The following is an 18,550-nucleotide window of genomic DNA, read 5'->3' as shown; positions in this document are numbered from 1 at the left end:
CCTGCCCCTTCATTTGAGTTAGTGTTTGGGGTGGCGGGGGGGCGGGGGTGTAGTAACCCCCCCCCGCCCCACCGGCTTTTCCGCTACGGGTGGCCGAAGTACTTGTCGAAGTTCCTGGAGAACTCGCCCCCGACGTAGCCAGTTGAGGGACCAGGTCCTCAGGCCGCGGAGGCCAGTCCGGGCACAGGGATTTCTATGAATCGGGCCTTGCCCTTCGGCGTTCGCCTCAGATATGGATTCGGCTCTCAGGGGGAGGCCATCTTCTTGGAGATCGACCCAAGTACCATCGTGCGTGCCGTGCGCTGGAAACCTGGGCAGAAACTGCACGAGGTGATTGAAAATCCGGACTATAGGGGGCCGCAGTGAGAGAGAACGTCACCGCACAGGTCAGCGGGAGGCCAGAGGATTGGACGATCGATGCATCGGTAGGGTCCCCGTGGTCCGTCGTCATCACAGCACCGTCGGGCGAGCGGTTCGAGGGAGCCGGGATTGACCTCTTTCAGGCGCTGAAGGCCGCCAGGCTTCCGCTTGACGAGCGGGGGATTCTGCTGTGCTGCAACGGGGCAAGGATCAACGCTCACCCATCCGGTCTGACCAGTAGTCAAGGGGGCGACATGGTCTACCTGAACCACCGCTGGCGACCCGCAGGCAGGCGGGACCTGCGGTACGTGTTCGGTCCCGCGCCGGCTCGGAAGATCGCCACAGTGGCCGAGCAGGACCGGTTCTGGGAGGAGTTCGCGGACACCACGGGGATCTCCTGGACCATGTACCTGAATCCCGTCCGGTGGTTCTACCTCGCCGCCCAGTCGTTGAGGGGTCGGAAGTAACAGCCTGACCACAGATCTTTCGGGGCGCCGCGTGAGTTCGCGCGGCGCCCCGACTCTTCGCTGTGTGATGTCCCGTTGACTCGCGCGATGACGTTCTCTCACTGCAGCCCCTAGGGTTTCGGATTCCCGGTCTAGACGGGTCGGGGTATGGCGGGCGGCCCCTTTCTCGCACCGCACCAGCCCGGTTCTGGCCGCCGTCGCTGACCACTGTGGCGTCAACTGCTCGGCAGCGGAAAGGCTGTCAGGTAATCTACGGCGCCGCCCTAAATAGTGGCATTACGTACGGAGTGGCGCGGCCGGGAGAAGGTCGATATATCATCAGGTTGGGTTCAAGGATCTTGCCGAAGATGAGGCGGCCATCGCCAACGCCATTGCATACGAGCTCCTAGCAAGCGGCAAGTAGGTAGGGCCCGATGCGCCCGAATTCTACGATGCGCGGGATTCATTAAGTAACGGAACGCCTTTCGTATAAGGAAATCGACTCCAGGTAAACATCGAAGGACGGCTGTAGAAATGACCGAATGGGCGAGTGTTTTCTCGGGGTACTACAGCGCGTGGCGAGGAGTTGTCAACCAGATGATGCAACGACAGGAAACCAGCATCGACGGTGGCTGCCCGGTGTGCGGTGGCGGACCCCTCCTCATGGCGTTCACGATCGACGGCCCTGCCAGGCGCTCTGCCCCGGAGGAGCGGATCGCTGGACGGGGCCGCCGTTGGGAGTGGTGCGAGGACTGCCGGGCCTTCGATTACGACCGAGAATCACTGGTCCCCGAATGGGCCGCAGCGGTGACCGTTCCCGAGTCACTTGGCTTGCGTGATCCGAGCGAGGCCGCTCGGTTGCTCGCCGAGAAACTGGAGGAGCGGTAGGGCACGGCCAGTGGGCAGGGCGGAGCGTTCTCATTCGAGGAAGGAACGGGTGGCCATGGAAGTATCCGAAGCTCGACTGCTGGCACAGAATCTTCTGGACGGCTCGCTGGCTCCTGGAGAGCCGGAGTTTGCCCTCGACTCAGATTTCGTGCGATCCGTCGGGGACTATTTCGTCTTCCCCTACAACTCGAAGATATTTCTGGCCACCCGGGATTTCGATGACCAAGTTCCCGGATGCTGGCCGATCATTGTAGACTCTCGAACTGGCTTCTGCAGATTTTCTTCGGTTGCAGAGCGGGAGAAATGGCGAGCCGCTGACTGAGTGGCGCCGAAGTGCCGTACGAGTTCACGTGATGCCCCGCGCTTTGCTGCGATGGGTAGGCGCGCCGAACGATTGCCCCGGAGCGCCACATGCACATCGAACTGGAAGGGGGGAACCGTCGCTGATGGCCCGCCCATACGACCAAACTCACAGTCCTGCTTTGTTTGAGCAGTGCACGCTGCCTTCCACGGAACGGACATGCCCAGCTTGTGGCCACCTCGGCCTGCGAATCTACTACCATGAGAAGCTGGGGCGGTCGCAACCTTCATGGATCATTTATCTCTGGTGTCCCACCTGTCACGCCTATAATTCGGCCTTTGCGGGATCTGGCCGGAATCAGGTGACTGAAGATCCGCTCGCCGATGAATTCGGTGAGCAGATCAAGGAGCTCTTCCGTGATCCGGAAGCCTTGCTCCGGCGCCTGGACGGGTATTGGGACCGTGGGAGTCTTCCCCAAAAGATCAGCCGGCGACGGAAGTCCGACTGCGGCCAGTGATCCTCAGGGAACGACCCGGGGCCCGGGCGGGGCGGTGGTCGTGATGGTGGGGGTTCGGTGGGCCGGTACCACGGGGTGCTCGACAGCGTGGCCGGAACCGGGGTGGGAATGGCCGGCGTCGTTCGCCCGGGAGGACGGGATCCCGAGTGAACGACGGAGGGACCTGCGCATGACGGCCACGGCCACCCGCTACCTGTACCTGGTCCGCCACGGCGAGGCGGTGGCGGACGGGAGCGGACCGTCGGAGAACCGGCGGTGGCAGGCGGAGCTATTGGACCGGGCCGGTCAGTGTTTCGACGGGCCACGGCGGTTGTAGCGGTTCTTTCCGGGTGAGGCTCGCCAGTTCCTCCGGTGGTTCGGCGCCGTCCCGAACGGATGCGACGTAGGCCTTTGCCTCCTGAAGGCTCAGCCGCGGGGCCCGCTTGCGCAGGTGGCCCATCGCGGCCACGACCCCGGCGGAGTGCACGAGAGCGCGAACGGCGGCGGCGAGGGGGTCGGGCGGCCTGATGGCCTTGGTCTGCAGGAGGTAGTGCTCCTCCCAGCCCTCGTCCAACCACCAGGCGCCGGGGACGTGGTGGATGCTCCCGTCGTGCCGGTCCACCAGGTAGTGGCCGCCGCTGCCGACGGGGCGGTCGCGCACGTCACGGGCGCGGATGTGCTCCGCCGTGTTCCAGAAGACGAGCCAGCCGACCGAGTGTTCCTCCACCGAGTAGACGGCCCGCTCGGGGGCCGGCCCCTTCCAGGGCCACGACGACTGCTCATCGGCCAGGAAGGACTCGACGAGTTCGACGGCGCGTTCCTCGGAGATCACGCCTTCATCCTTCACCACGGGTCAACCGGGTTATCGGCGGCAGGCCCTGCCCGGGTGGGGCAGGGCCTGCACCTGTTGGTCAGGCGGTGAAGTTGGGGGACCCGGCTTCGATGGCCTTCACGAAGGCGCTCCACTCGGCGTGGTCGAAGGCGAGGTGGGGGCGGGTGAGGTCCTTGTCGTCGCCGAGCCAGACGTCGCCGTTGGGGAAGCGGGCGATGACCACGCAGTCGCCGTTGCCTTCACCGGAGAACGGAGACTTGACCCAGGTGGCGTCTGTAGGGGAGTGGTCGTACGGGTTGTGCTTCTCGCTCACGTCAGCTCTTCCAACTTGCGCTCAAGGGCGGTGATGGTGTCTTCCGGAGACAGCGCGCACCGCTTGACCCGCGCGAAGGCCCGCTCGGCCCGCCGTACGTCGCGTCCCGTTCTCCGGGGGAGCATACCGCCGATGGCTTCGACGAATACGAAGCCATTTTCGGGTTCGCCGGGGAAGCGCATGAGAGTGATCCCCGAGTTCAGGATGCCCTGTCGTCCGGCGCTCAGCGGGACCATGCACAAGGTGATGTTGGGGCGTCCGGAGACCATGATCGCGTGTCGGATCTGTTCGACCAGCACCTTCTGATCCCCCGCCACCAACAGCGCGACCTCGCCGAAGTAGGCCTCGAAGGTGAGCACGGGCGCTTCGGTCAGCCGTCGCTGCCTGAGGATGCGAACCTCCGCTCCGGCCTCGACCAACTCCTCGTTCGGGGCGTCGGTTCCGGCGGCGATCATTTCCTTGGCGTAGCCCTCGGTCTGGATGAGCCCAGGGAACCCTGAAGGGAAGTAGTTCTGCATGTGTGAGGCGTCGGCTTCGAGCGCGAGGTACTCCGCGAACGCCGGCGTGATGGCCTCTGCGTAGTCGAGGTTGCGCCACCACTGCTTGGGTGGGCCGCTCCCGAGGAGGTTCTCGAAGTACTCGCGATCCGCGCCGGTGACCCCGTAGTAGTCCAGGAGCGTAGTCAGGTCGGCGGGGCCGACGGACTGCTCGGCGCGTTCCATCTTGCTGAGGCGGGCCGGGCTCCACCCCTCCAGGTCGTTCGTCACCTGAAGGAGTTTCTTGTTCTGGTCCAACCGTAGGGCGCGCAGTTCGTCGCCGAGCCTGATCTGCCTGATCGCGGACAGGTCCTTGCTCAAGTGGGGCCCCTCCCCTCGGGTGTGGACGACCAGTCTTGCCGGAGAGAACCGCGAGACTCAAGCCGTTTCAAGATCCACCGATTTTCTAAGGCGTTCTGGTTGCCTTTTCGAATCGCCACCCTCCACACTCAACGTGACCGCATGAACACGCTCCTGATGGGGCGTCTGGATGCGAAGGGGCGAACTATGTCCACTGTGAGCAGACCTGTCCTCCAGACCTGGGAAGCCGCCCTCACCGAGCACGCCAGCTCGGTGCGGACCGCCCGTAGCCAGGTCCGCCAGCGACTCACCGAGTGGGGGTGGCAGGGCGAGCGGGTCGACGACCTGGTCCTGATCACCTCCGAACTCGTGACCAACGCCGTGGTCCACGCCTGCCGGGGCTCCGGCGAAGTCCGGCTCTACCTCCAGGAGTTCGGCGGTGACTGCCGTCTGGAGGTGTGGGACCCGCGCTTCGACCTGCCGCTCCAGGAGCGCCGGCCGCGCCGCTTCAACGAAGGCGGGCGCGGGATCGAACTGGTCCGGGAGCTGGCCTTCGACTTCGGCGTCGTCGCACGGCGCGGCGCGGGCAAGCGCGTCTGGGTGCGCGTTCTGCTCGCCGATGCCAACCCACCACCGCTCCTCAGGAATTGAGCACCATGCGCTGCCGAGCCAAGCACCGCCGCCGTCCCAAGCACCGCCGTCGCATCCTCACCGGACGTGATCACGCCCCGCGCGAAGGTCATCCGGCCCCGGCCATCGCCGAACCCCCCGCCGACCGCCCCGGCGCCGCCGAACTCGCCGCCGTGGCCGTCGTGTTCGCGCTGAGTCTCGGGCTCGCCTTCCTCGCCTCGGCCCTGGTCGGCCCCGGCGAGCCCGCCACCGCCCGGGTCGTCTGGTGGACGACCCTCGCCGCCGCCGTGATGCGGGGCATCACCTGGTCGGACACCCTGCTCGACCGCCGGTCCCAGGAGAGGGAGTGACCCACGTACCAGCACCGCCCCCGCCGCCGACCTGCGGCTCTTCGTCACCCTCCGTCGTCCGCTGCGCGTCCTCCGGTTGCGGATCGACCCCGGTGAGGGCTGGTTCGCGCCGACCGCCGTGCTGCCCTACGACGAGTCCACGCAGGGCCGGCGGCTGCCCTCCGTCACCGCCTCCTGGCTGGGGCACTGGGAGCGGGGAGTGTTCGGTCCGCTGATCCGACCGGGGGCCGATCGGGTGTGTCAGGCTGGGTGGGGAGGGGCTGGAGCACGGCCGAGGTCGGGAGGCTCGCGATGGCCGAGATACAGGTGAACGGGGTGTCGCTGTACTACGAGGCCCGGGGGTCCGGGCCGAGCGTGGTGCTGGTCCACGGGTCCTGGAGCGACGCCGACAGCTGGGCGCGGGTGGTGCCCGGACTGGCCGAGCAGGCCGCCGTCGTCACCTACGACCGGCGCGGGCACAGTCGGAGCGACGACCTGCTCACCCAGGGCTCGGTCTACGAGGACGCCGCCGACCTGGCCGGACTGATCCAGGGGCTCGCCCTCGGCCCCGCCTTCGTCTGCGGGGACTCCTACGGTTCGCTGGTCGCGCTGCGCCTCGCCGCCGCTCGCCCGGACCTGCTGCGCGGCCTGGCCGTGCACGAGCCGCCGGGGACGTCGATGCTGCTGGCCGACCCCGACCTGCGGCCGATCGCCACGGCCTTCGCCGGCCGGATCGCCGCCGTGCGGGAGCTGCTGGAGCAGGCGGAGTCGGCGGCCGCGGCGGAGCTCTTCGTGGAGTCGCTCGCCTTCGGGCCGGGGGCGTGGGCGCAACTGCCCGCGCCGATCCGGCACACCTACATCCGCAACGCGCCGACGTACCTGGACGAGCTGCGGGACCCGGACGCGCTGGACCTCGACCTGACCGCACTCGCCCGCTACACCGAACCCGCGCTGCTCACGCAGAGCGACGACAATGCGCCGATGTACGGCGAGGTGCTGGACATGATCGATCTCGCGCTGCCGAAGGCGGAGCGGCACCTGTACGCGGGTGCCGGTCACGCTCCGCATCTGTCGCAGCCGGAGGAATGGGTGCGGGTCACCCTGCCGCGCATCCTGGGGTGAGGCGCACGCAGGGGGCGCGAACCGGCAGGTGCACGCCCCCTGGAGGGTGATCGCCCGCGCGGGACCCACCCACCGAGAAGGCCGGCGGGCCAGAAGGCCGGGGGCCGACTCGGGGGTGGGGGAGGAGGCGCGGGCGGGTCAGACCAGGTCGGCCAACAGGTCCGCGAAGATCTCCGGGCGGCTGAAGTACCCGACGTGCGACGCGGCCAGGGTGTGCACCTCGAAGGGGTTCGCCGGGGTCAGCTCGTCCGCCTTGCGGATCATGTAGTCCTGGACGGCCGGGGGAATGCCCATGTCCTCGGAGAGGCGTACGAAGGTGTGCGGGACGCCGCCCCAGGTCTCGGCCCGGACCAGCGCGCCCTCCTCCAGCACCGCGTAGTTCTCGTCCGGGTCCAGGGAGTCCAGCAGCATCCGGTACTGGTGGTCGGTGGAGTCCGCCATGACGGCGGCCTTGAGCTGGGCGAACAGGTCGGGATCGGCGTGCGCGCCACGCCAGTTCAGTCGGGCCACCCCCGGGATCCCCGCACCGGGCACGGCGATCCGCGCCACCGCGGCGTCCAGCAGGTTGTCGTCGACGACGTCCCACTTCTCGGTGAGCATCGCCCGGTCGCTCAGGCAGAGCGCGGAGACGTAGACGACGCGGTCGAGGAGTTCGGGCACGGCGTTGGCGACGGCGCTGACGGTCAGGCCGCCGAAGCTGTTGCCCGCCAGGATCAGCGGCCCCGATGCGGCGAGCCGGTGCAGGACGTCCACCACGTGGCGCACGTTGTCCTGCAGGGTGAGTCCGCGCATCGGGGAGGGGGCGGCGGCCAGTGCCGCGAGGTCCTGCGGCTGCCGGTAGTAGGCGGCCGGGTGGTCGGCGCGGTCGCCGTGACCGGGCAGGTCGACGGCGTACGAGCGGAGCCCGCGCAGGGCCAGCTCGTTCTGCAGTGGCCCCCAGGCCCGGGCGTTGCTGGACCCACCGGGAACGAACACGAAGGTGGGGTCGGAGATGGTGCGCATGGAAGGAATTCCTCGTCATCCTGAGGCGAACGGTGAACAGTGCGCGGATGACCAGGTGCCGACGAGCGGTCGGATCAGCACCCAGGTCGGGGCACCGAACGGAACCGCGGGGACTGCCAGTTGTGCATGACGGAGGACATGATCGAACCCTAGGGTCCGGGCCGGCCCGCCCGCCACCGGTTTTGTCGAGCGGGCGTCACGGCTACGCCGTGCCCGGGGTCCTACGGGTGGAGACGTTCATCCGGTTCCAGGCGTTGACGGTGAAGATCAGCGCGATCAGCTGGGCCAGCTCCTTCTCGCCGAAGTGTGCGGCCGCCTCGTCGTACACCGCGTCGCAGACACCCTGCGGGAGCAGGGTCACGGCCTCGGTGAGGGCGAGGGCCGCGCGCTCCTCGGCCGTGTAGAGGCTGGAGTCCTCCCAGGCGCTCAGCTGGTGGATGCGCTTCTCGCTCTCGCCCGCCTTCCGGGCGTCCCCGATGTGGTGGTCGATGCAGTAGGCGCAGTGGTTGATCTGCGAGGCGCGGATCTGTACGAGCTCGACCAGCACCGGGTCGAGGCCCGCGCGGGCGGCGGCGTCCAGGGCCAGGACGGCCTTGAACACCTTGGGGGCGGCGGTGGCGAGGTTCATGCGCTGGGGGATCTGGACGGGTGTCATGCGGACGAGCCTAGGAGCGTCAGTGGCCTGCCCACTGGTGCACTTCCAACCGGATCTCGTGGGTCAATTCCGCCGGGGAGTCTCGGTGTCGTCCCCTCGCAGCCGGTCGCGCTGGACCTGGTGGGCGAGGGTGCGGCGGACCGAGGCCGACACGGCGGTGGTACGGGCGTCGGCGGACTTCGGCGGGACGTCGAGCGCGCGACTGATCGCGTCATAGGCCTTCTGGTGGCTGCCGGGCAGCTGCGCCCGGTGCACCCGCAGGTCCGCTTCGAGCAGGCGCCGCAGCTCGTCGACGCCCCGAGGGGTGAAGCGCTTGCGCCCCCGGGCGAGGGCGGCGAGGTGGCCGGTGCAGTGGGCGGCGCCGTCGAGGGCCTCGGAGACCTCCTCGGCGAGGCCCCACAGGCGTCCTTCGAGCCAGGGCGGGTCGTACTGGTCGAGCGAGACGTCCAGCGGGGGCCGGTGCTCGCCGCTCCCGTGCTTCGCCATCTGCTTGGAGACGGCGGGCTGGCTCAGTTCGGTGAGCCGGGCGATCCTGCTCTGGTTCCAGCCCAGGCCGGCGAGCACCTGGATCATCTCGGTGCGCAGGCTCCGCATCTCCTCGCCCGCGCGGATGACCTCGTTCATGCCGGCGATGATCCGCTCGGCCTGGTCCTCGGTCAGCGTCTCGTAGGTCGGGTGGGTGCTCTCGTGGCCTGCCATGACTCGGTTATACACCCTGGGAGGCGCCGACTATAACCGGGTTGTATAACCGGGTTATGAGTGCCATGATCCCTGCCATGCCCACTTTCACCGCACCTGACGGCACCCAGCTCGCCTACCGCGTCCACGGGGACGGCGAACCGCTCCTCTGCATCCCCGGCGGCCCCGCGGACTCCCGCTACCTCGGCGATCTCGGCGGCCTGTCGGCCCACCGCCGGCTGATCGTCCCGGACCTTCGCGGCACCGGCCGGTCCGCGATCCCGCAGGACCCGGGCTCCTACCGCTGCGACCGCCTCGTCGACGACGTCGAGGCCCTGCGCCGCCACCTCGGGCTCGACCGCACGGACCTGCTCGGCCACTCGGCCGGCGCCAACATCGCGACGCAGTACGCCGCCCGCCACCCGGGGCACGTCGGCAAGCTGCTCCTGGTCGGCCCCGGCACCCGCGCCGTCGGCATCGAGATCAGCGGGGAGACGCGCCGCGACATCGCACGACTGCGCAGCGGCGAGCCGTGGTTCCCGGCCGCGTTCGCCGCACTGGAGGCGATCACCGCGGGCACCGGCACCGACTGGGAGGCCGTCGACCCGTTCTTCCACGGCCGGTGGGACGCGGCGGCGCAGGAGCACCATGCGGCGAGCCGGCCGACCAACCGCGAGGCCGTCGCGCTGTTCGGCGCCGAGGGCGCCTTCGACCCGGCGGTGACCCGTGCGGCGCTCGCCGCCTGCGCGTCGCCGGTCCTGCTGCTCACCGGGGAGTTCGACCTGAACAGCCCGCCGAGCTCGGTGGCCGAGTTCGGCGGACTGTTCCCCGCTGCCGACCTCGTCGTGCAGCCGGGCGCGGGCCACTACCCGTGGATCGACGACGCCGAGCGGTTCGTGGCGGCCGCGGCCGGCTTCCTGGGGTGACGGCCCGGCGGACGGGGTGACGGCCCGGGGTGACGGGCGGCCCCGCCCCGCGGAAGGCGCGGCTCAGCGGCACAGGGCCGTGCGCACGACGTCGTCGACGCGCGACCTGGACGCCTGGTCGGACAGCTGGACGGTCACCGCCACATTGACGGCGCGGCCGTCGTCGGTGGCGCCGCCCCGGGTCTCGAACCCGGGGAAGCTGCCGCCGTGGCCCCAGTAGACGCCGGGGCCGCACGGCAGCGGCATGCTCACCAGCCCCAGTCCGTAGCCGGCGCCGGGGCCGAAGGTCTTCTCGGCGGGGACGGTGGTGCGCATCTGGGCGAGCTGGGCCGGCGGGAGGAGGCGGCCGGGCTTGAGGAGCGCGCTGTAGAAACGGTTCAGGTCGGAGTCGGTGGAGATCAGCTGACCCGCCGCCCAGCTCCAGGACGGGTCCATCTCCGTGATGTCGACCAGCCCGCCCGCCGCGTCCCGGTAGTAGCCGTGGGGGTGGGCCTCCCGGATGGTCGCGTCACCGGGGGCGGGGAAGTAGGTGTGGCGCAGCCCGAGCGGCTTGATGATGCGCCGGTCGATCTCGGTGGCGAGCGGCCGGCTCGTGACCTTCTGGACGATCAGGCCGGCCAGCACGTAGTTCGTGTTGCTGTACGCCCAGCCCTTCCCCGGCTCGAACTCGGCCTCGTGCCGGAGGGCGATGTCGACCAGCTCGTGCGGGTCGTAGTACCGGACGTCGTCGTCGAGGTAGTTGCTGTAGTTGGGCAGTCCGCTGGTGTGCTGGAGGAGCTGGCGGACGAAGATGCGGCGTCCGTCGATCCCCTCGCCCCGGACGAGGCCCGGCAGGTAGTCGTCGACCGTGGCGTCGAGGTCGATCCTCCGCTCGGCGACCAACTGCAGCACGACCGTGGCCGTGAACGCCTTGGTGTTGCTGCCGATCCGGACCTGCCCGTCGTCGGGTACCGCGGAGCCGGTGGTCAGGTCGCCGACCCCGGCCGTGTAGGTGCGGGTGCGGCCGTGCCGGTCCTGGACGCTCGCCAGTGCACCGGGTGCGCCGTCCGACTGCAGCAGTGCGGTCAGGCCCCGCTGGACGTTGTCCGGCCCGGGGGCGGCGGACGCCGCGGGCGTCGCCAGGAGACCCGCCGTCAGGACGCCCACGGCCACGGCGGCTGCGGCCTGCGCGACCCTGTGCCGACCGCCGCCCTGCCGCCGGTCGGAAGAACGGAACTTCTGCGCTGCCTGCTCACGCACGGGCCAACTCCTGGGGATCGTCGGGAAACCAGCGGTGTGTGCTGGTCCCAGCATGTCCGGGAGTGATCACGCGGGACGATCCTGCTACCCGCCCGGGCTCGGGTGGGGCTAACCCCCCGGCGGGCCCGCCCGATCGGGAACCGGGGGGCGGACGAAAGCCCCGGAAGGGTGCCCGGCGTCAGGCGGCGGTGTCGGAGGTGTCGGTGTCGGAAGTGCCGGCGGAGGTGTCGGCGGGGCTGTCGGTGCGGGCGGGGCTCGGTCTTCTTCGCATCATGGGCTCCCGGGGGTTCGACGGCGTGTGTCCGGGACTCTAGTCATGGACGCGTCATGCCGAAAGAGGGCGTGCCGGAGCGGCCGCGCGGCCCCCTCGTGCGCCGGGGCCCGCGCGGGCCGGCCGGACGCGTCAGCCGCCGAGGCTCGCGCGGACGGCCTCGACCAGGCGATCGGCCCGGGCGTCGCCGTGACCGATCATGCGGTTCGCCGTGTAGGCGAAGCCGATGCCGAACTCGTCGTCGCCGAAGGCGAACTGGCCGCCCGCGCCGTCGTTGCCGAAGCTGCGGGCGCCGAGCATCGGCCGGAACGACGGCGAGGGGAGCAGCACGCCCGAGCCCCAACGGGCACCCAGGTCGAAGCCCAGGAAGCCCGCGCCGGAGGAGAGTTCGCGGACGGCGTCGGTGACGGTCGCCGGGGAGAGCAGCCGTTCGCTCCGCCCGCCCGAGCCGTCCTCGATGCCGGTGACGGCGGCCGCGTACAGCCCGGCCAGACCGGTCGCGGAGGCGACGGCGCCCGCCCCCGGCAGCTCGACGGCGTGCAGCGCCGGGTCGTTCCACCCGTGCGGCTCGTCCAGCCCGGGGAAGACGAGCGCGCCGTTCATCGTCACGATGCGGGTCAGCAGATGCTCCGGGCCGGGCATCGGGCGGCGGCCCTCGGCCTCCACCAGCCGTGCCAGCCGGCCGTGTTCGGCCTCGGGCAGGCCGATCCAGGCGGACAGGCCGAGCGGGTCGCCGATCGTCCGGCGGAAGTAGGTGCCCGGGGTGAGGCCGGTGATCCGGCGGACCACCTCGCCGAGCAGGAAGCCGAAGACATGGCCGTGGTACTCGTACGTCGCGCCCGGCTCCCAGAGCGGCCGCTGCTCCTCGACGGCGTGGACGACGGGCGCCCAGGCGGCGATCTCCTCGAAGGAGAGCACGGCGTCCAGGGCCGGGAGGCCGGCCCGGTGGCCGAGCACCATCCGGCAGGTGATCGCCTCCTTGGCGTGCTGCTGCCCGCCCTGCCGGGCGAACTCGGGCCAGTAGCGGCTCACCGGGGCGTCGAGGTCGAGCAGCCCCTGCTGCGCGAGGAGATGGACGGAGATCGCGACGAGGCCCTTGGCGCAGGAGAAGACCGGGACGACGGTGTCGGCCTGCCACGGGCGGCCGGTGCGCTCGTCCGCGGTGCCGCCCCAGAGCTCGACCACCTTGCGGCCGCCGGCGAACACCGTGACGGCGGAGCCGAGTTCGGGGAAGTCGGCGTAGTTGCGGGCGAAAGCGTCGGCGACCGGCCCGAACCGCTCGTCGGCCCACCCCTGGTACTGCTGCATCGGTCCCGCTCCTCCGTGCGCGGCCGCGGTGCGGCCAAGATCATCGACCGGGCAACGGTACGGCGGGGGCGGTCCGGGCACGAGCGATTTTCGAGGGCGGCGGCTCTCCGGGAGCAGGGGCGGGTCGGTCCGGAGTCGGTCCGGCGTCAGTCCGGAGTGACGCCGGTGAGGACGGCGAGAACGGCGAGACGAATGCGGTTGTCCCGGCCCGTCTTCGCCATCAGGCTCGCCACGTGCGTCTTCACCGTGGTGACCCCGAGGTGCAGCCGGTCGGCGATCTCCTTGTTGGACAGGCCCACGCCGAGCAGGCCGAGCACCTCCCGCTCGCGCGGGGTGATGGCCGGTACCGGGAGGTCCGGAGGGGCGTCGGCGGAGGAACGGGCGTGGAGAGCCCGGGCGACGAGGCGGTCGAGGATGTCCCGGCTGAAGGGGGCCTCTCCTCTGGCGGCCCGGTGTACGGCGTCCAGGAGTTCGGCGGGCGGGGTGTCCTTGACGAGGAATCCGCAGGCTCCGGCCGCGAGCGCCGGATACAGATGGTCGTCGTCGTCGAAGGTGGTGAGGGCGACGACCCGGGTGGCGGGGCGCGCCGCCAGGATGCGGCGGGTGGCCGTGATGCCGTCCATGCCGGGCATCCTCAGGTCCATGAGGACGACGTCGGGAGTGAGGCGTTCGGCCAGTCGTACCGCCTCCGCTCCGTTGTCCGCCTCGCCCTGGATCTCGATGTCCGGAGCCTGCTCGAAGAGCATGCGCAGCCCCATGCGGACGAGCTGCTGGTCGTCGACGACGAGAGTGCGGATCATTGTTGGAGCTCCATGTCGGCTGCGAGGGCGGGCAGTTCGGCCGTGAGTCGCCAGCCCCGAGCTGCCGGGCCGGCATCCAGCCGGCCGCCGAGCAGGTCCACGCGTTCGCGCATGCCGATCAAGCCGTGTCCGGACGGGCCCGGGGCCGGTGGCCGGGTTCTTCCGGCCCCGTCGTCGTGGATCGTCACGTGGACGGCGTCGTCGGCCACCCGCACGGCCAGCTCGGCGCGGGCGCCGGGCCCGCCGTGCTTGGCCGCGTTGGCCAGGCCCTCCTGGGCGAGGCGGAGGACCGCGAGGCCGCGTACCGCGTCGAGCCGTGCGACGCGGGGATCCACGGAGGCGGTGACGGCCAGGCCGGTCTGGCGGCTGTGTTCCACCACCGACTCCAACGCCGCCGGCAGTGCCCCGGGCGAGACGAGGGAGCCGGTGTCGGGACCTGTGCGGTCCGGGGCGCGCAGGACGGTCACCAGGCGGCGCAGATCGGTCAGTGCCGCGCCGGCGCTGGAGTGGAGGTCGTCGAGGACCTCGGTGATCCGCGGGTCGGTGGTGCCGGTGGCGGCGACGACGTGCCGGGCGACACCGACGCGAAGCACCATGGAGGAGACGTGGTGGGCCACGAGGTCGTGCAACTCGCGCGCGATGGTGGTGCGCTCCGCCGCGCGGGCGGCCAACAGCTGGTGCTCGGCGCGGAGTTCCTGCTGTTCCGCGTGCTGACGGGCGTGCACCGCGGCGTCGCGGGTCGCCCGGACGTACGAGCCCAGGAGTAGTGGCAGGCCTGCGACGATGCCCATCTTGTAGAGCACCGGGAGGAGTTCGCCGGGCAGGTCCGCAAGACGGTTCACGGCGACGGCGAGCGCCAGGGTCGCCGTCCCGGCGGCCAGGCGACGCCCGGGCCGGCGAACCGCCAGCTCGAAGAGGGTCACGGCGGCCAGCACCTTCAACGCGGAGACGGTGCTCGCGCCCAGCGCGTGTGCGACGACGAGCAGGACCGACTGCGCCAGGAGCGCGCCGAACGTCCACGTGCCCGCGGCCAGGCACAGCACGAGCCCGGCCGCGGCCAGGCCCCAGTCCTGCGCTCCGGACGGCCGCCGCAACAGCAGGAAGTCGCCCATCAGCAGGCCGGCGAGCGCGAGGACGCGTATGCCGGCGAATCTCCTGTCGAACGCAAGCTCGATCCAAGATCGGTTCACGCGACCCACGATAGGCGGACGCCCGTGCTCCTGAGGTCCTGCCACGGGAGGAGGGCAACTCCTCCCACCGGCCGCGAGGTCCGGCCCGAGGACGGAGCCGTGCGCCCGGGACGGGCTGCCAGTGTGCTCGTCATGGATACGAACGCGAACACGAACACGGACCCGGGTACGAGTACCGACACGCATGCGAGGTCCGCGGCCACGGGGCGGCGGTCCGTCCTCGTCGGTGCTGCCGCCCTGGGCCTGGCGGGCGCGGCCTTCGGCAGTACCGCCCACGCGGTCGGCCCCCAGTCGAAGTCCCGCACCAAGGCCGGCCGCTTCCAGGGGAAGTCGGTGCTCATCACGGGTGCCACCTCGGGTATCGGCAGGGCGGCGGCGAAGGCGTTCGCCGAGGAGGGCGCCCATGTCGGATTCTGCGGCAGGCGAGCCGACTTGGGGCGCCAGGTGGAAGGCGAGATTCGGGACGCGGGCGGCGAAGCCACGTACATCCAGGCCGATGTCCGGATAGCGGCCCAGGTGCAGAGTTTCGTGGACCGGGTCGCGAGCCGCTACGGCGGCATCGACGTGGCCTTCAACAACGCCGGCATCGGCAGCGGCAAACTGCCCCACGAGATGAGCGTCGAGGAGTGGGACGACGTCCAGGCGACCAACGCCCGAGGCGTGTTCCTCGCGATCAAGTACGAGATCCCGCACATGCTCAGGGCTCAGCGCGGCGTCATCATCTGCACCTCGTCGTCGGCGGCCGAACAGGCGCGGCCGAACGGCGCCGCCTACACCGCGAGCAAGCGGGCGGTGCAGGGCATCGTGAAGTCCGCGGCGCTCGCGTACGGGCCCAAGGGAATCCGCCTCAACGCCCTGCTGCCCGGCACCACCGACACCCCCTTCGTCCGCCCGCCGGGAATCCCGGACGCGGGATGGGCCGCGTACAAGCAGGCATGGGGGCCGCTCAACGTCGACGGTCTCGAACGGATGGCCGAGGCCGAGGAGATCGCGCGCGCCGTGCTCGGGCTCGCGTCCGACGACTTCCCCTACATGACGGGTGCGTCGGTCACCGTGGACGGCGGAAGTACCGCGGGCCGGAAGATGATCCAGCCGAGCGCCAACTGAGCCCGGGCGACGCACTCGGACAACGCGCTCGGACAACGCGACCGGAGAACGTCACCGGGTGATCACGGCAATGCTCACGCCGCGCGGCCTTCTCCGCGTCGCGCGGGTGGCACGGATGGTGGTGGTCACCACGGTCGCCGACCGATCGTCAGGACTGCGGCACCGGCGTCAGCATGGCCGTGATCACCCGGTGCAGTGAGCGGTCGAAGACGGCGTCCGGGTCGGCGGGCGGTCCGGTCGTCGCGAACGCCGCGGCCAGGTGCGGGTATGCGCCGCTCGTCGCGGCCCGGGTGAGGTAACCCACCAGCTCGCCCTGCCACTTGGCGCCCGAGGCGGCCGTCCGCTCGTACTGCGCGTACTGGCAGACGAACCCGTTGAGTAGCGCCATGCCCTCCATCCGCGCGGCGCCGTCCAGGCCGCTCGGCTCGGTGACGGCGAGGAAGTGGTCGGTGTAGCGCAGGGCGTTCGGGCCGATGCCCGGGCGCGCGATCACCAGGGTGGGCAGCCACGGGTGCCGGCGCATGATGGCGAGCTGCTGGTGGCCGAGCCGGCGCAGGTCCTCGCGGCAGTCCCCGGTGGGGGCGATGGCGGCGAACTCGTACTCGGCGGCGGCGGCGTCGAGCATCAGGTCGAGCAGGTGCTCCTTCTTCGGGACGTAGTTGTAGAGCGACATCGTCCCGGCGCCGAGCGCGGCCGCCACGCGCCGCATGGAGGCCGCGTCCAGCCCCTCCGCGTCGGCGATGGCGATCGCCGCGGCGGCGATCGAGGCCCGGCTGTGGGCCGGCCTGGGGCCGCGGCCGGTGCGCTCGGGGCGCAGCCAGATCAGCTCGGGGGCCTCGGGCGGCGCGGGCGCGGGGTTGGCGGGGGGCTTGTCGGACGGCACTGGAAGATCACCTCGGTTACCCATCTTAGATACGTACGGCGTACGTAGTACGATGCGAGCGCAAGCGCTTCTACGTACGCTGTACCTAGAGAGGGGCAGAGCCATGCCGGACACCAGCCGGCCCGCCGTCGAGATGGCGGGCGTGGCGAAGCGATTCGGAACCACCGAGGCCCTGCGCGGCCTCGACCTCACCGTCCCGGCGGGCACCGTCTGCGGCCTGCTCGGCCCGAACGGGGCCGGCAAGACCACCGCCGTCCGGGTCCTCGCCACCCTGGTCGCCCCCGACCGCGGCACCGCCCGGGTCGCCGGGTACGACGTGGTCCGCGACGCCGAGGCCGTGCGGCGCAGCATCGGGCTGGCCGGGCAGCACGCCGCCGTCGACGAGGGCCTCACCGGCCGCGACAACCTCCGGCTGCTCGGGCGGCTGCACCACCTCGGCGCCCGGGCGGCCCGGGCCCGCGCGGACGAACTGCTCGAACGCCACGGCCTCGCCGAAGCCGGCGACCGCCTGGTCCGCACCTACTCCGGCGGTATGCGGCGCCGGCTCGACCTGACCGCCAGCCTGGTCACCAGCCCGCCCCTGCTCTTCCTCGACGAGCCGACCACCGGCCTCGACCCGCGCAGCCGGCAGGGCATCTGGGCCACGGTCAAGGAGCTGGCCGGCGGCGGGACGACCGTCCTGCTCACCACCCAGTACCTGGAGGAGGCCGACCGGCTGGCCGACGACATCGTGGTCGTCGACCACGGTGCCGCGATCGCCACCGGACCGCCGCAACGGCTCAAGGCGGCGATCGGCACCCGGATCTCGGTCACGCTCGCCGAGTCGGCCGACGCAGGCCGGCTCGGCTCCGCCGCCGTGGTGCTGGCCGCGCTGGCCAAGAACGGTGACGTGGTGGCGGACCACGCCGAGCGCACCGTCACCGTGGTCACCCGGCCGGGTGTGGAGGTGCTGCTGCCCGGGCTGGTGCGGGAGTTGGACGCGGTGGGTGTGGTGGCCCGGGACGTCGCGCTGCGCCCGCCGTCGCTGGACGACGTGTTCCTGGCACTGACCGGCGGCGCTGCGGGTGGGGCGGACACGGCCGATGGGGCCGACGAGCTGGGGAAGGCCGCCTGATGGCCGCCGGGTACGTGGCCCCTCCCGTGCTCTCCGGCCCGGGCCGGCTGGTCCGCGACACCTGGTCCGCGATGCTCCGCGTGCTGCTCTCCTACCGCCGCTCGCCGGGCATCGTGGCGGCCTCGCTGGCGGTGCCGGTGGTGATGGTGGTGGTCTTCGGCTACGTCTTCGGCAGTGCCATGCGGGTGCCCGGCGGCGGGAACTACCGCGAGTTCCTGATGCCCGGCCTGTTCGCCATGGTGGCCGTCAACGGCATGATGCCCACCATGATCGGCGCCGCCCGCGACGTCGGGCGCGGGGTGACCGACCGGCTGCGGTCGATGCCGCTCTCGCGTACCGGCCTGCTGCTCGGCCAGACCCTGGCGGACCTGTTGGTCAGTACCGTCGTGCTGGCGCTGGTGGCCGTCGTCGGCCTGGCGGCCGGCTGGCGGGTCAGGGGCGGATCCGCCGACGCCGCCGAGGCCTTCGCGCTCCTGCTGCTGTTCCGCTTCGTGATGACCTGGGTCGGCACGCTCGTCGGGCTGGCCGTCGGCAAGGAGGAGACGGCCGGCCAACTCGCCGTCGTCCTCTTTCCGCTGGCGATGGTGACCAACGCGTACGTGCCCACCGGCGGCATGCCCGGCTGGCTGCGGACGATCGCCGACTGGAATCCGGTCAGCGCCGTCGTGCAGGCCTGCCGCGAGCTGTTCGGCAACCCGTCCGCGCCCGGCCCGGCCTGGCCCATGCAGCACGCGGTGCCCGCCACCCTGCTCTGGTGCGCGGTGCTGCTGGCGCTCTGCGGGCCGCTCGCGGTACGGAAGTTCGCCACCCACGGGCGGTGAACC

The 18,550-nt window shown here is 71.0% G+C and carries 21 protein-coding genes and 1 pseudogene; 11 read left to right on the top strand and 11 right to left on the bottom strand.

Going from position 1 to position 18,550, the window contains the following annotated elements:
- Nucleotides 1-362: 362 nt before the first annotated feature.
- The 4 genes and pseudogenes from ACFVYI_RS05635 to ACFVYI_RS05620 form a co-directional block, all read left to right on the top strand.
- Complete coding sequence (locus tag ACFVYI_RS05635; protein ID WP_387881850.1) at nucleotides 363-827, top strand: hypothetical protein; 465 nt, start codon at nucleotides 363-365, stop codon at nucleotides 825-827.
- A 513-nt stretch (nucleotides 828-1,340) separates the two neighbouring features.
- Nucleotides 1,341-1,694: a hypothetical protein gene (locus ACFVYI_RS05630; RefSeq protein ID WP_387881849.1), complete on the top strand. Its 354-nt coding sequence runs from the start codon at nucleotides 1,341-1,343 to the stop codon at nucleotides 1,692-1,694.
- A 55-nt stretch (nucleotides 1,695-1,749) separates the two neighbouring features.
- Nucleotides 1,750-2,016, top strand: a complete 267-nt coding sequence (locus ACFVYI_RS05625; protein ID WP_387881848.1) for a hypothetical protein — start codon at nucleotides 1,750-1,752, stop codon at nucleotides 2,014-2,016.
- 665 nt (nucleotides 2,017-2,681) lie between these two features.
- Nucleotides 2,682-2,792, top strand: a pseudogene (locus ACFVYI_RS05620) (histidine phosphatase family protein); the annotation flags it as partial.
- On the opposite strand, the gene ACFVYI_RS05615 reads toward ACFVYI_RS05620, so the two are convergent.
- From ACFVYI_RS05615 to ACFVYI_RS05605, 3 genes are all read right to left on the bottom strand, one after another.
- Complete coding sequence (locus tag ACFVYI_RS05615) at nucleotides 2,781-3,323, bottom strand: YrhB domain-containing protein (protein WP_387881847.1); 543 nt, start codon at nucleotides 3,321-3,323, stop codon at nucleotides 2,781-2,783. The pseudogene ACFVYI_RS05620 and the gene ACFVYI_RS05615 overlap by 12 nt on opposite strands.
- Nucleotides 3,324-3,402: 79 nt before the next feature.
- Entirely contained in the window at nucleotides 3,403-3,636 is a 234-nt protein-coding gene (locus tag ACFVYI_RS05610) for a DUF397 domain-containing protein (protein ID WP_387881846.1), read from the bottom strand.
- Nucleotides 3,633-4,493, bottom strand: coding sequence for a helix-turn-helix domain-containing protein (locus ACFVYI_RS05605; RefSeq protein WP_387881845.1), 861 nt, complete (start codon nucleotides 4,491-4,493; stop codon nucleotides 3,633-3,635). Before ACFVYI_RS05605 ends, ACFVYI_RS05610 begins: the two co-directional genes overlap by 4 nt.
- A 195-nt stretch (nucleotides 4,494-4,688) precedes the next feature.
- Here ACFVYI_RS05605 and ACFVYI_RS05600 point away from each other — a divergent pair, with 195 nt between their 5' ends.
- The 3 genes from ACFVYI_RS05600 to ACFVYI_RS05590 all read left to right on the top strand — a co-directional run bounded on the left by ACFVYI_RS05600 (nucleotide 4,689) and on the right by ACFVYI_RS05590 (nucleotide 6,553).
- Nucleotides 4,689-5,123, top strand: a complete 435-nt coding sequence (locus ACFVYI_RS05600; RefSeq protein ID WP_387881844.1) for an ATP-binding protein — start codon at nucleotides 4,689-4,691, stop codon at nucleotides 5,121-5,123.
- Between the two features lie 5 nt (nucleotides 5,124-5,128).
- Nucleotides 5,129-5,452 (top strand): hypothetical protein, encoded by a 324-nt coding sequence (locus ACFVYI_RS05595; RefSeq protein WP_387881843.1) that lies wholly within the window; start codon nucleotides 5,129-5,131, stop codon nucleotides 5,450-5,452.
- 291 nt (nucleotides 5,453-5,743) lie between these two features.
- Nucleotides 5,744-6,553, top strand: coding sequence for an alpha/beta fold hydrolase (locus tag ACFVYI_RS05590; protein WP_387881842.1), 810 nt, complete (start codon nucleotides 5,744-5,746; stop codon nucleotides 6,551-6,553).
- Between the two features lie 138 nt (nucleotides 6,554-6,691).
- On the opposite strand, the gene ACFVYI_RS05585 is transcribed toward ACFVYI_RS05590, so the two are convergent.
- The 3 genes from ACFVYI_RS05585 to ACFVYI_RS05575 all read right to left on the bottom strand — a co-directional run bounded on the left by ACFVYI_RS05585 (nucleotide 6,692) and on the right by ACFVYI_RS05575 (nucleotide 8,909).
- Nucleotides 6,692-7,555 (bottom strand): alpha/beta fold hydrolase, encoded by an 864-nt coding sequence (locus ACFVYI_RS05585; protein ID WP_387881841.1) that lies wholly within the window; start codon nucleotides 7,553-7,555, stop codon nucleotides 6,692-6,694.
- A 202-nt stretch (nucleotides 7,556-7,757) separates the two neighbouring features.
- Nucleotides 7,758-8,210, bottom strand: coding sequence for a carboxymuconolactone decarboxylase family protein (locus ACFVYI_RS05580; RefSeq protein WP_387881840.1), 453 nt, complete (start codon nucleotides 8,208-8,210; stop codon nucleotides 7,758-7,760).
- A gap of 63 nt (nucleotides 8,211-8,273) precedes the next feature.
- Nucleotides 8,274-8,909, bottom strand: a complete 636-nt coding sequence (locus ACFVYI_RS05575) for a sigma-70 family RNA polymerase sigma factor (protein ID WP_387881839.1) — start codon at nucleotides 8,907-8,909, stop codon at nucleotides 8,274-8,276.
- Between the two features lie 77 nt (nucleotides 8,910-8,986).
- Between ACFVYI_RS05575 and ACFVYI_RS05570 the strand changes: the two genes are divergently transcribed.
- The gene (locus ACFVYI_RS05570; RefSeq protein WP_387881838.1) at nucleotides 8,987-9,814 is read left to right on the top strand and encodes an alpha/beta fold hydrolase; all 828 of its coding nucleotides are present in this window, start codon (nucleotides 8,987-8,989) and stop codon (nucleotides 9,812-9,814) included.
- A gap of 63 nt (nucleotides 9,815-9,877) precedes the next feature.
- On the opposite strand, the gene ACFVYI_RS05565 is transcribed toward ACFVYI_RS05570, so the two are convergent.
- The 4 genes from ACFVYI_RS05565 to ACFVYI_RS05550 all read right to left on the bottom strand — a co-directional run bounded on the left by ACFVYI_RS05565 (nucleotide 9,878) and on the right by ACFVYI_RS05550 (nucleotide 14,622).
- Nucleotides 9,878-11,053 (bottom strand): serine hydrolase domain-containing protein, encoded by a 1,176-nt coding sequence (locus tag ACFVYI_RS05565; protein WP_387881837.1) that lies wholly within the window; start codon nucleotides 11,051-11,053, stop codon nucleotides 9,878-9,880.
- 403 nt (nucleotides 11,054-11,456) lie between these two features.
- Nucleotides 11,457-12,632: a serine hydrolase domain-containing protein gene (locus ACFVYI_RS05560; RefSeq protein WP_387881836.1), complete on the bottom strand. Its 1,176-nt coding sequence runs from the start codon at nucleotides 12,630-12,632 to the stop codon at nucleotides 11,457-11,459.
- A 146-nt stretch (nucleotides 12,633-12,778) separates the two neighbouring features.
- On the bottom strand, nucleotides 12,779-13,432 hold the full coding sequence (locus tag ACFVYI_RS05555) for a response regulator (RefSeq protein WP_387881835.1): 654 nt from the start codon (nucleotides 13,430-13,432) through the stop codon (nucleotides 12,779-12,781).
- Nucleotides 13,429-14,622, bottom strand: a complete 1,194-nt coding sequence (locus tag ACFVYI_RS05550) for a sensor histidine kinase (RefSeq protein WP_387881834.1) — start codon at nucleotides 14,620-14,622, stop codon at nucleotides 13,429-13,431. The genes ACFVYI_RS05555 and ACFVYI_RS05550 overlap by 4 nt, the downstream gene beginning before the upstream one ends.
- A gap of 132 nt (nucleotides 14,623-14,754) precedes the next feature.
- Here ACFVYI_RS05550 and ACFVYI_RS05545 point away from each other — a divergent pair, with 132 nt between their 5' ends.
- Nucleotides 14,755-15,729 carry an SDR family NAD(P)-dependent oxidoreductase gene (locus tag ACFVYI_RS05545; protein WP_387881833.1) on the top strand — a complete coding sequence of 325 codons (975 nt, stop codon included), beginning with the start codon at nucleotides 14,755-14,757 and terminating at the stop codon, nucleotides 15,727-15,729.
- 148 nt (nucleotides 15,730-15,877) lie between these two features.
- Here the strand turns inward: ACFVYI_RS05545 and ACFVYI_RS05540 are convergent, their stop codons facing one another.
- Nucleotides 15,878-16,612: a TetR/AcrR family transcriptional regulator gene (locus ACFVYI_RS05540; protein ID WP_387881832.1), complete on the bottom strand. Its 735-nt coding sequence runs from the start codon at nucleotides 16,610-16,612 to the stop codon at nucleotides 15,878-15,880.
- Nucleotides 16,613-16,715: 103 nt separating this feature from the next.
- Here ACFVYI_RS05540 and ACFVYI_RS05535 point away from each other — a divergent pair, with 103 nt between their 5' ends.
- Entirely contained in the window at nucleotides 16,716-17,726 is a 1,011-nt protein-coding gene (locus ACFVYI_RS05535; protein WP_387881831.1) for an ATP-binding cassette domain-containing protein, read from the top strand.
- Nucleotides 17,726-18,547, top strand: a complete 822-nt coding sequence (locus ACFVYI_RS05530) for an ABC transporter permease (protein ID WP_387881830.1) — start codon at nucleotides 17,726-17,728, stop codon at nucleotides 18,545-18,547. The genes ACFVYI_RS05535 and ACFVYI_RS05530 overlap by 1 nt, the downstream gene beginning before the upstream one ends.
- Nucleotides 18,548-18,550 lie beyond the last annotated feature (3 nt).

This window comes from Kitasatospora sp. NPDC058218, from assembly GCF_042882445.1.
Taxonomy (GTDB): Bacteria; Actinomycetota; Actinomycetes; order Streptomycetales; family Streptomycetaceae; genus Kitasatospora.
This window is presented reverse-complemented; position numbering and strand designations above follow the sequence as displayed.

Coding starts and splice junctions, on each gene's coding strand:
- ACFVYI_RS05630 (WP_387881849.1), top strand. CDS start 1,341: ATGACCGAATGGGCGAGTGTTTTCTCGGGGTACTACAGCGCGTGGCGA.
- ACFVYI_RS05625 (WP_387881848.1), top strand. CDS start 1,750: ATGGAAGTATCCGAAGCTCGACTGCTGGCACAGAATCTTCTGGACGGC.
- ACFVYI_RS05595 (WP_387881843.1), top strand. CDS start 5,129: ATGCGCTGCCGAGCCAAGCACCGCCGCCGTCCCAAGCACCGCCGTCGC.
- ACFVYI_RS05590 (WP_387881842.1), top strand. CDS start 5,744: ATGGCCGAGATACAGGTGAACGGGGTGTCGCTGTACTACGAGGCCCGG.
- ACFVYI_RS05585 (WP_387881841.1), bottom strand. CDS start 7,555: ATGCGCACCATCTCCGACCCCACCTTCGTGTTCGTTCCCGGTGGGTCC.
- ACFVYI_RS05580 (WP_387881840.1), bottom strand. CDS start 8,210: ATGACACCCGTCCAGATCCCCCAGCGCATGAACCTCGCCACCGCCGCC.
- ACFVYI_RS05575 (WP_387881839.1), bottom strand. CDS start 8,909: ATGGCAGGCCACGAGAGCACCCACCCGACCTACGAGACGCTGACCGAG.
- ACFVYI_RS05570 (WP_387881838.1), top strand. CDS start 8,987: ATGCCCACTTTCACCGCACCTGACGGCACCCAGCTCGCCTACCGCGTC.
- ACFVYI_RS05560 (WP_387881836.1), bottom strand. CDS start 12,632: ATGCAGCAGTACCAGGGGTGGGCCGACGAGCGGTTCGGGCCGGTCGCC.
- ACFVYI_RS05555 (WP_387881835.1), bottom strand. CDS start 13,432: ATGATCCGCACTCTCGTCGTCGACGACCAGCAGCTCGTCCGCATGGGG.
- ACFVYI_RS05545 (WP_387881833.1), top strand. CDS start 14,755: ATGGATACGAACGCGAACACGAACACGGACCCGGGTACGAGTACCGAC.
- ACFVYI_RS05535 (WP_387881831.1), top strand. CDS start 16,716: ATGCCGGACACCAGCCGGCCCGCCGTCGAGATGGCGGGCGTGGCGAAG.
- ACFVYI_RS05530 (WP_387881830.1), top strand. CDS start 17,726: ATGGCCGCCGGGTACGTGGCCCCTCCCGTGCTCTCCGGCCCGGGCCGG.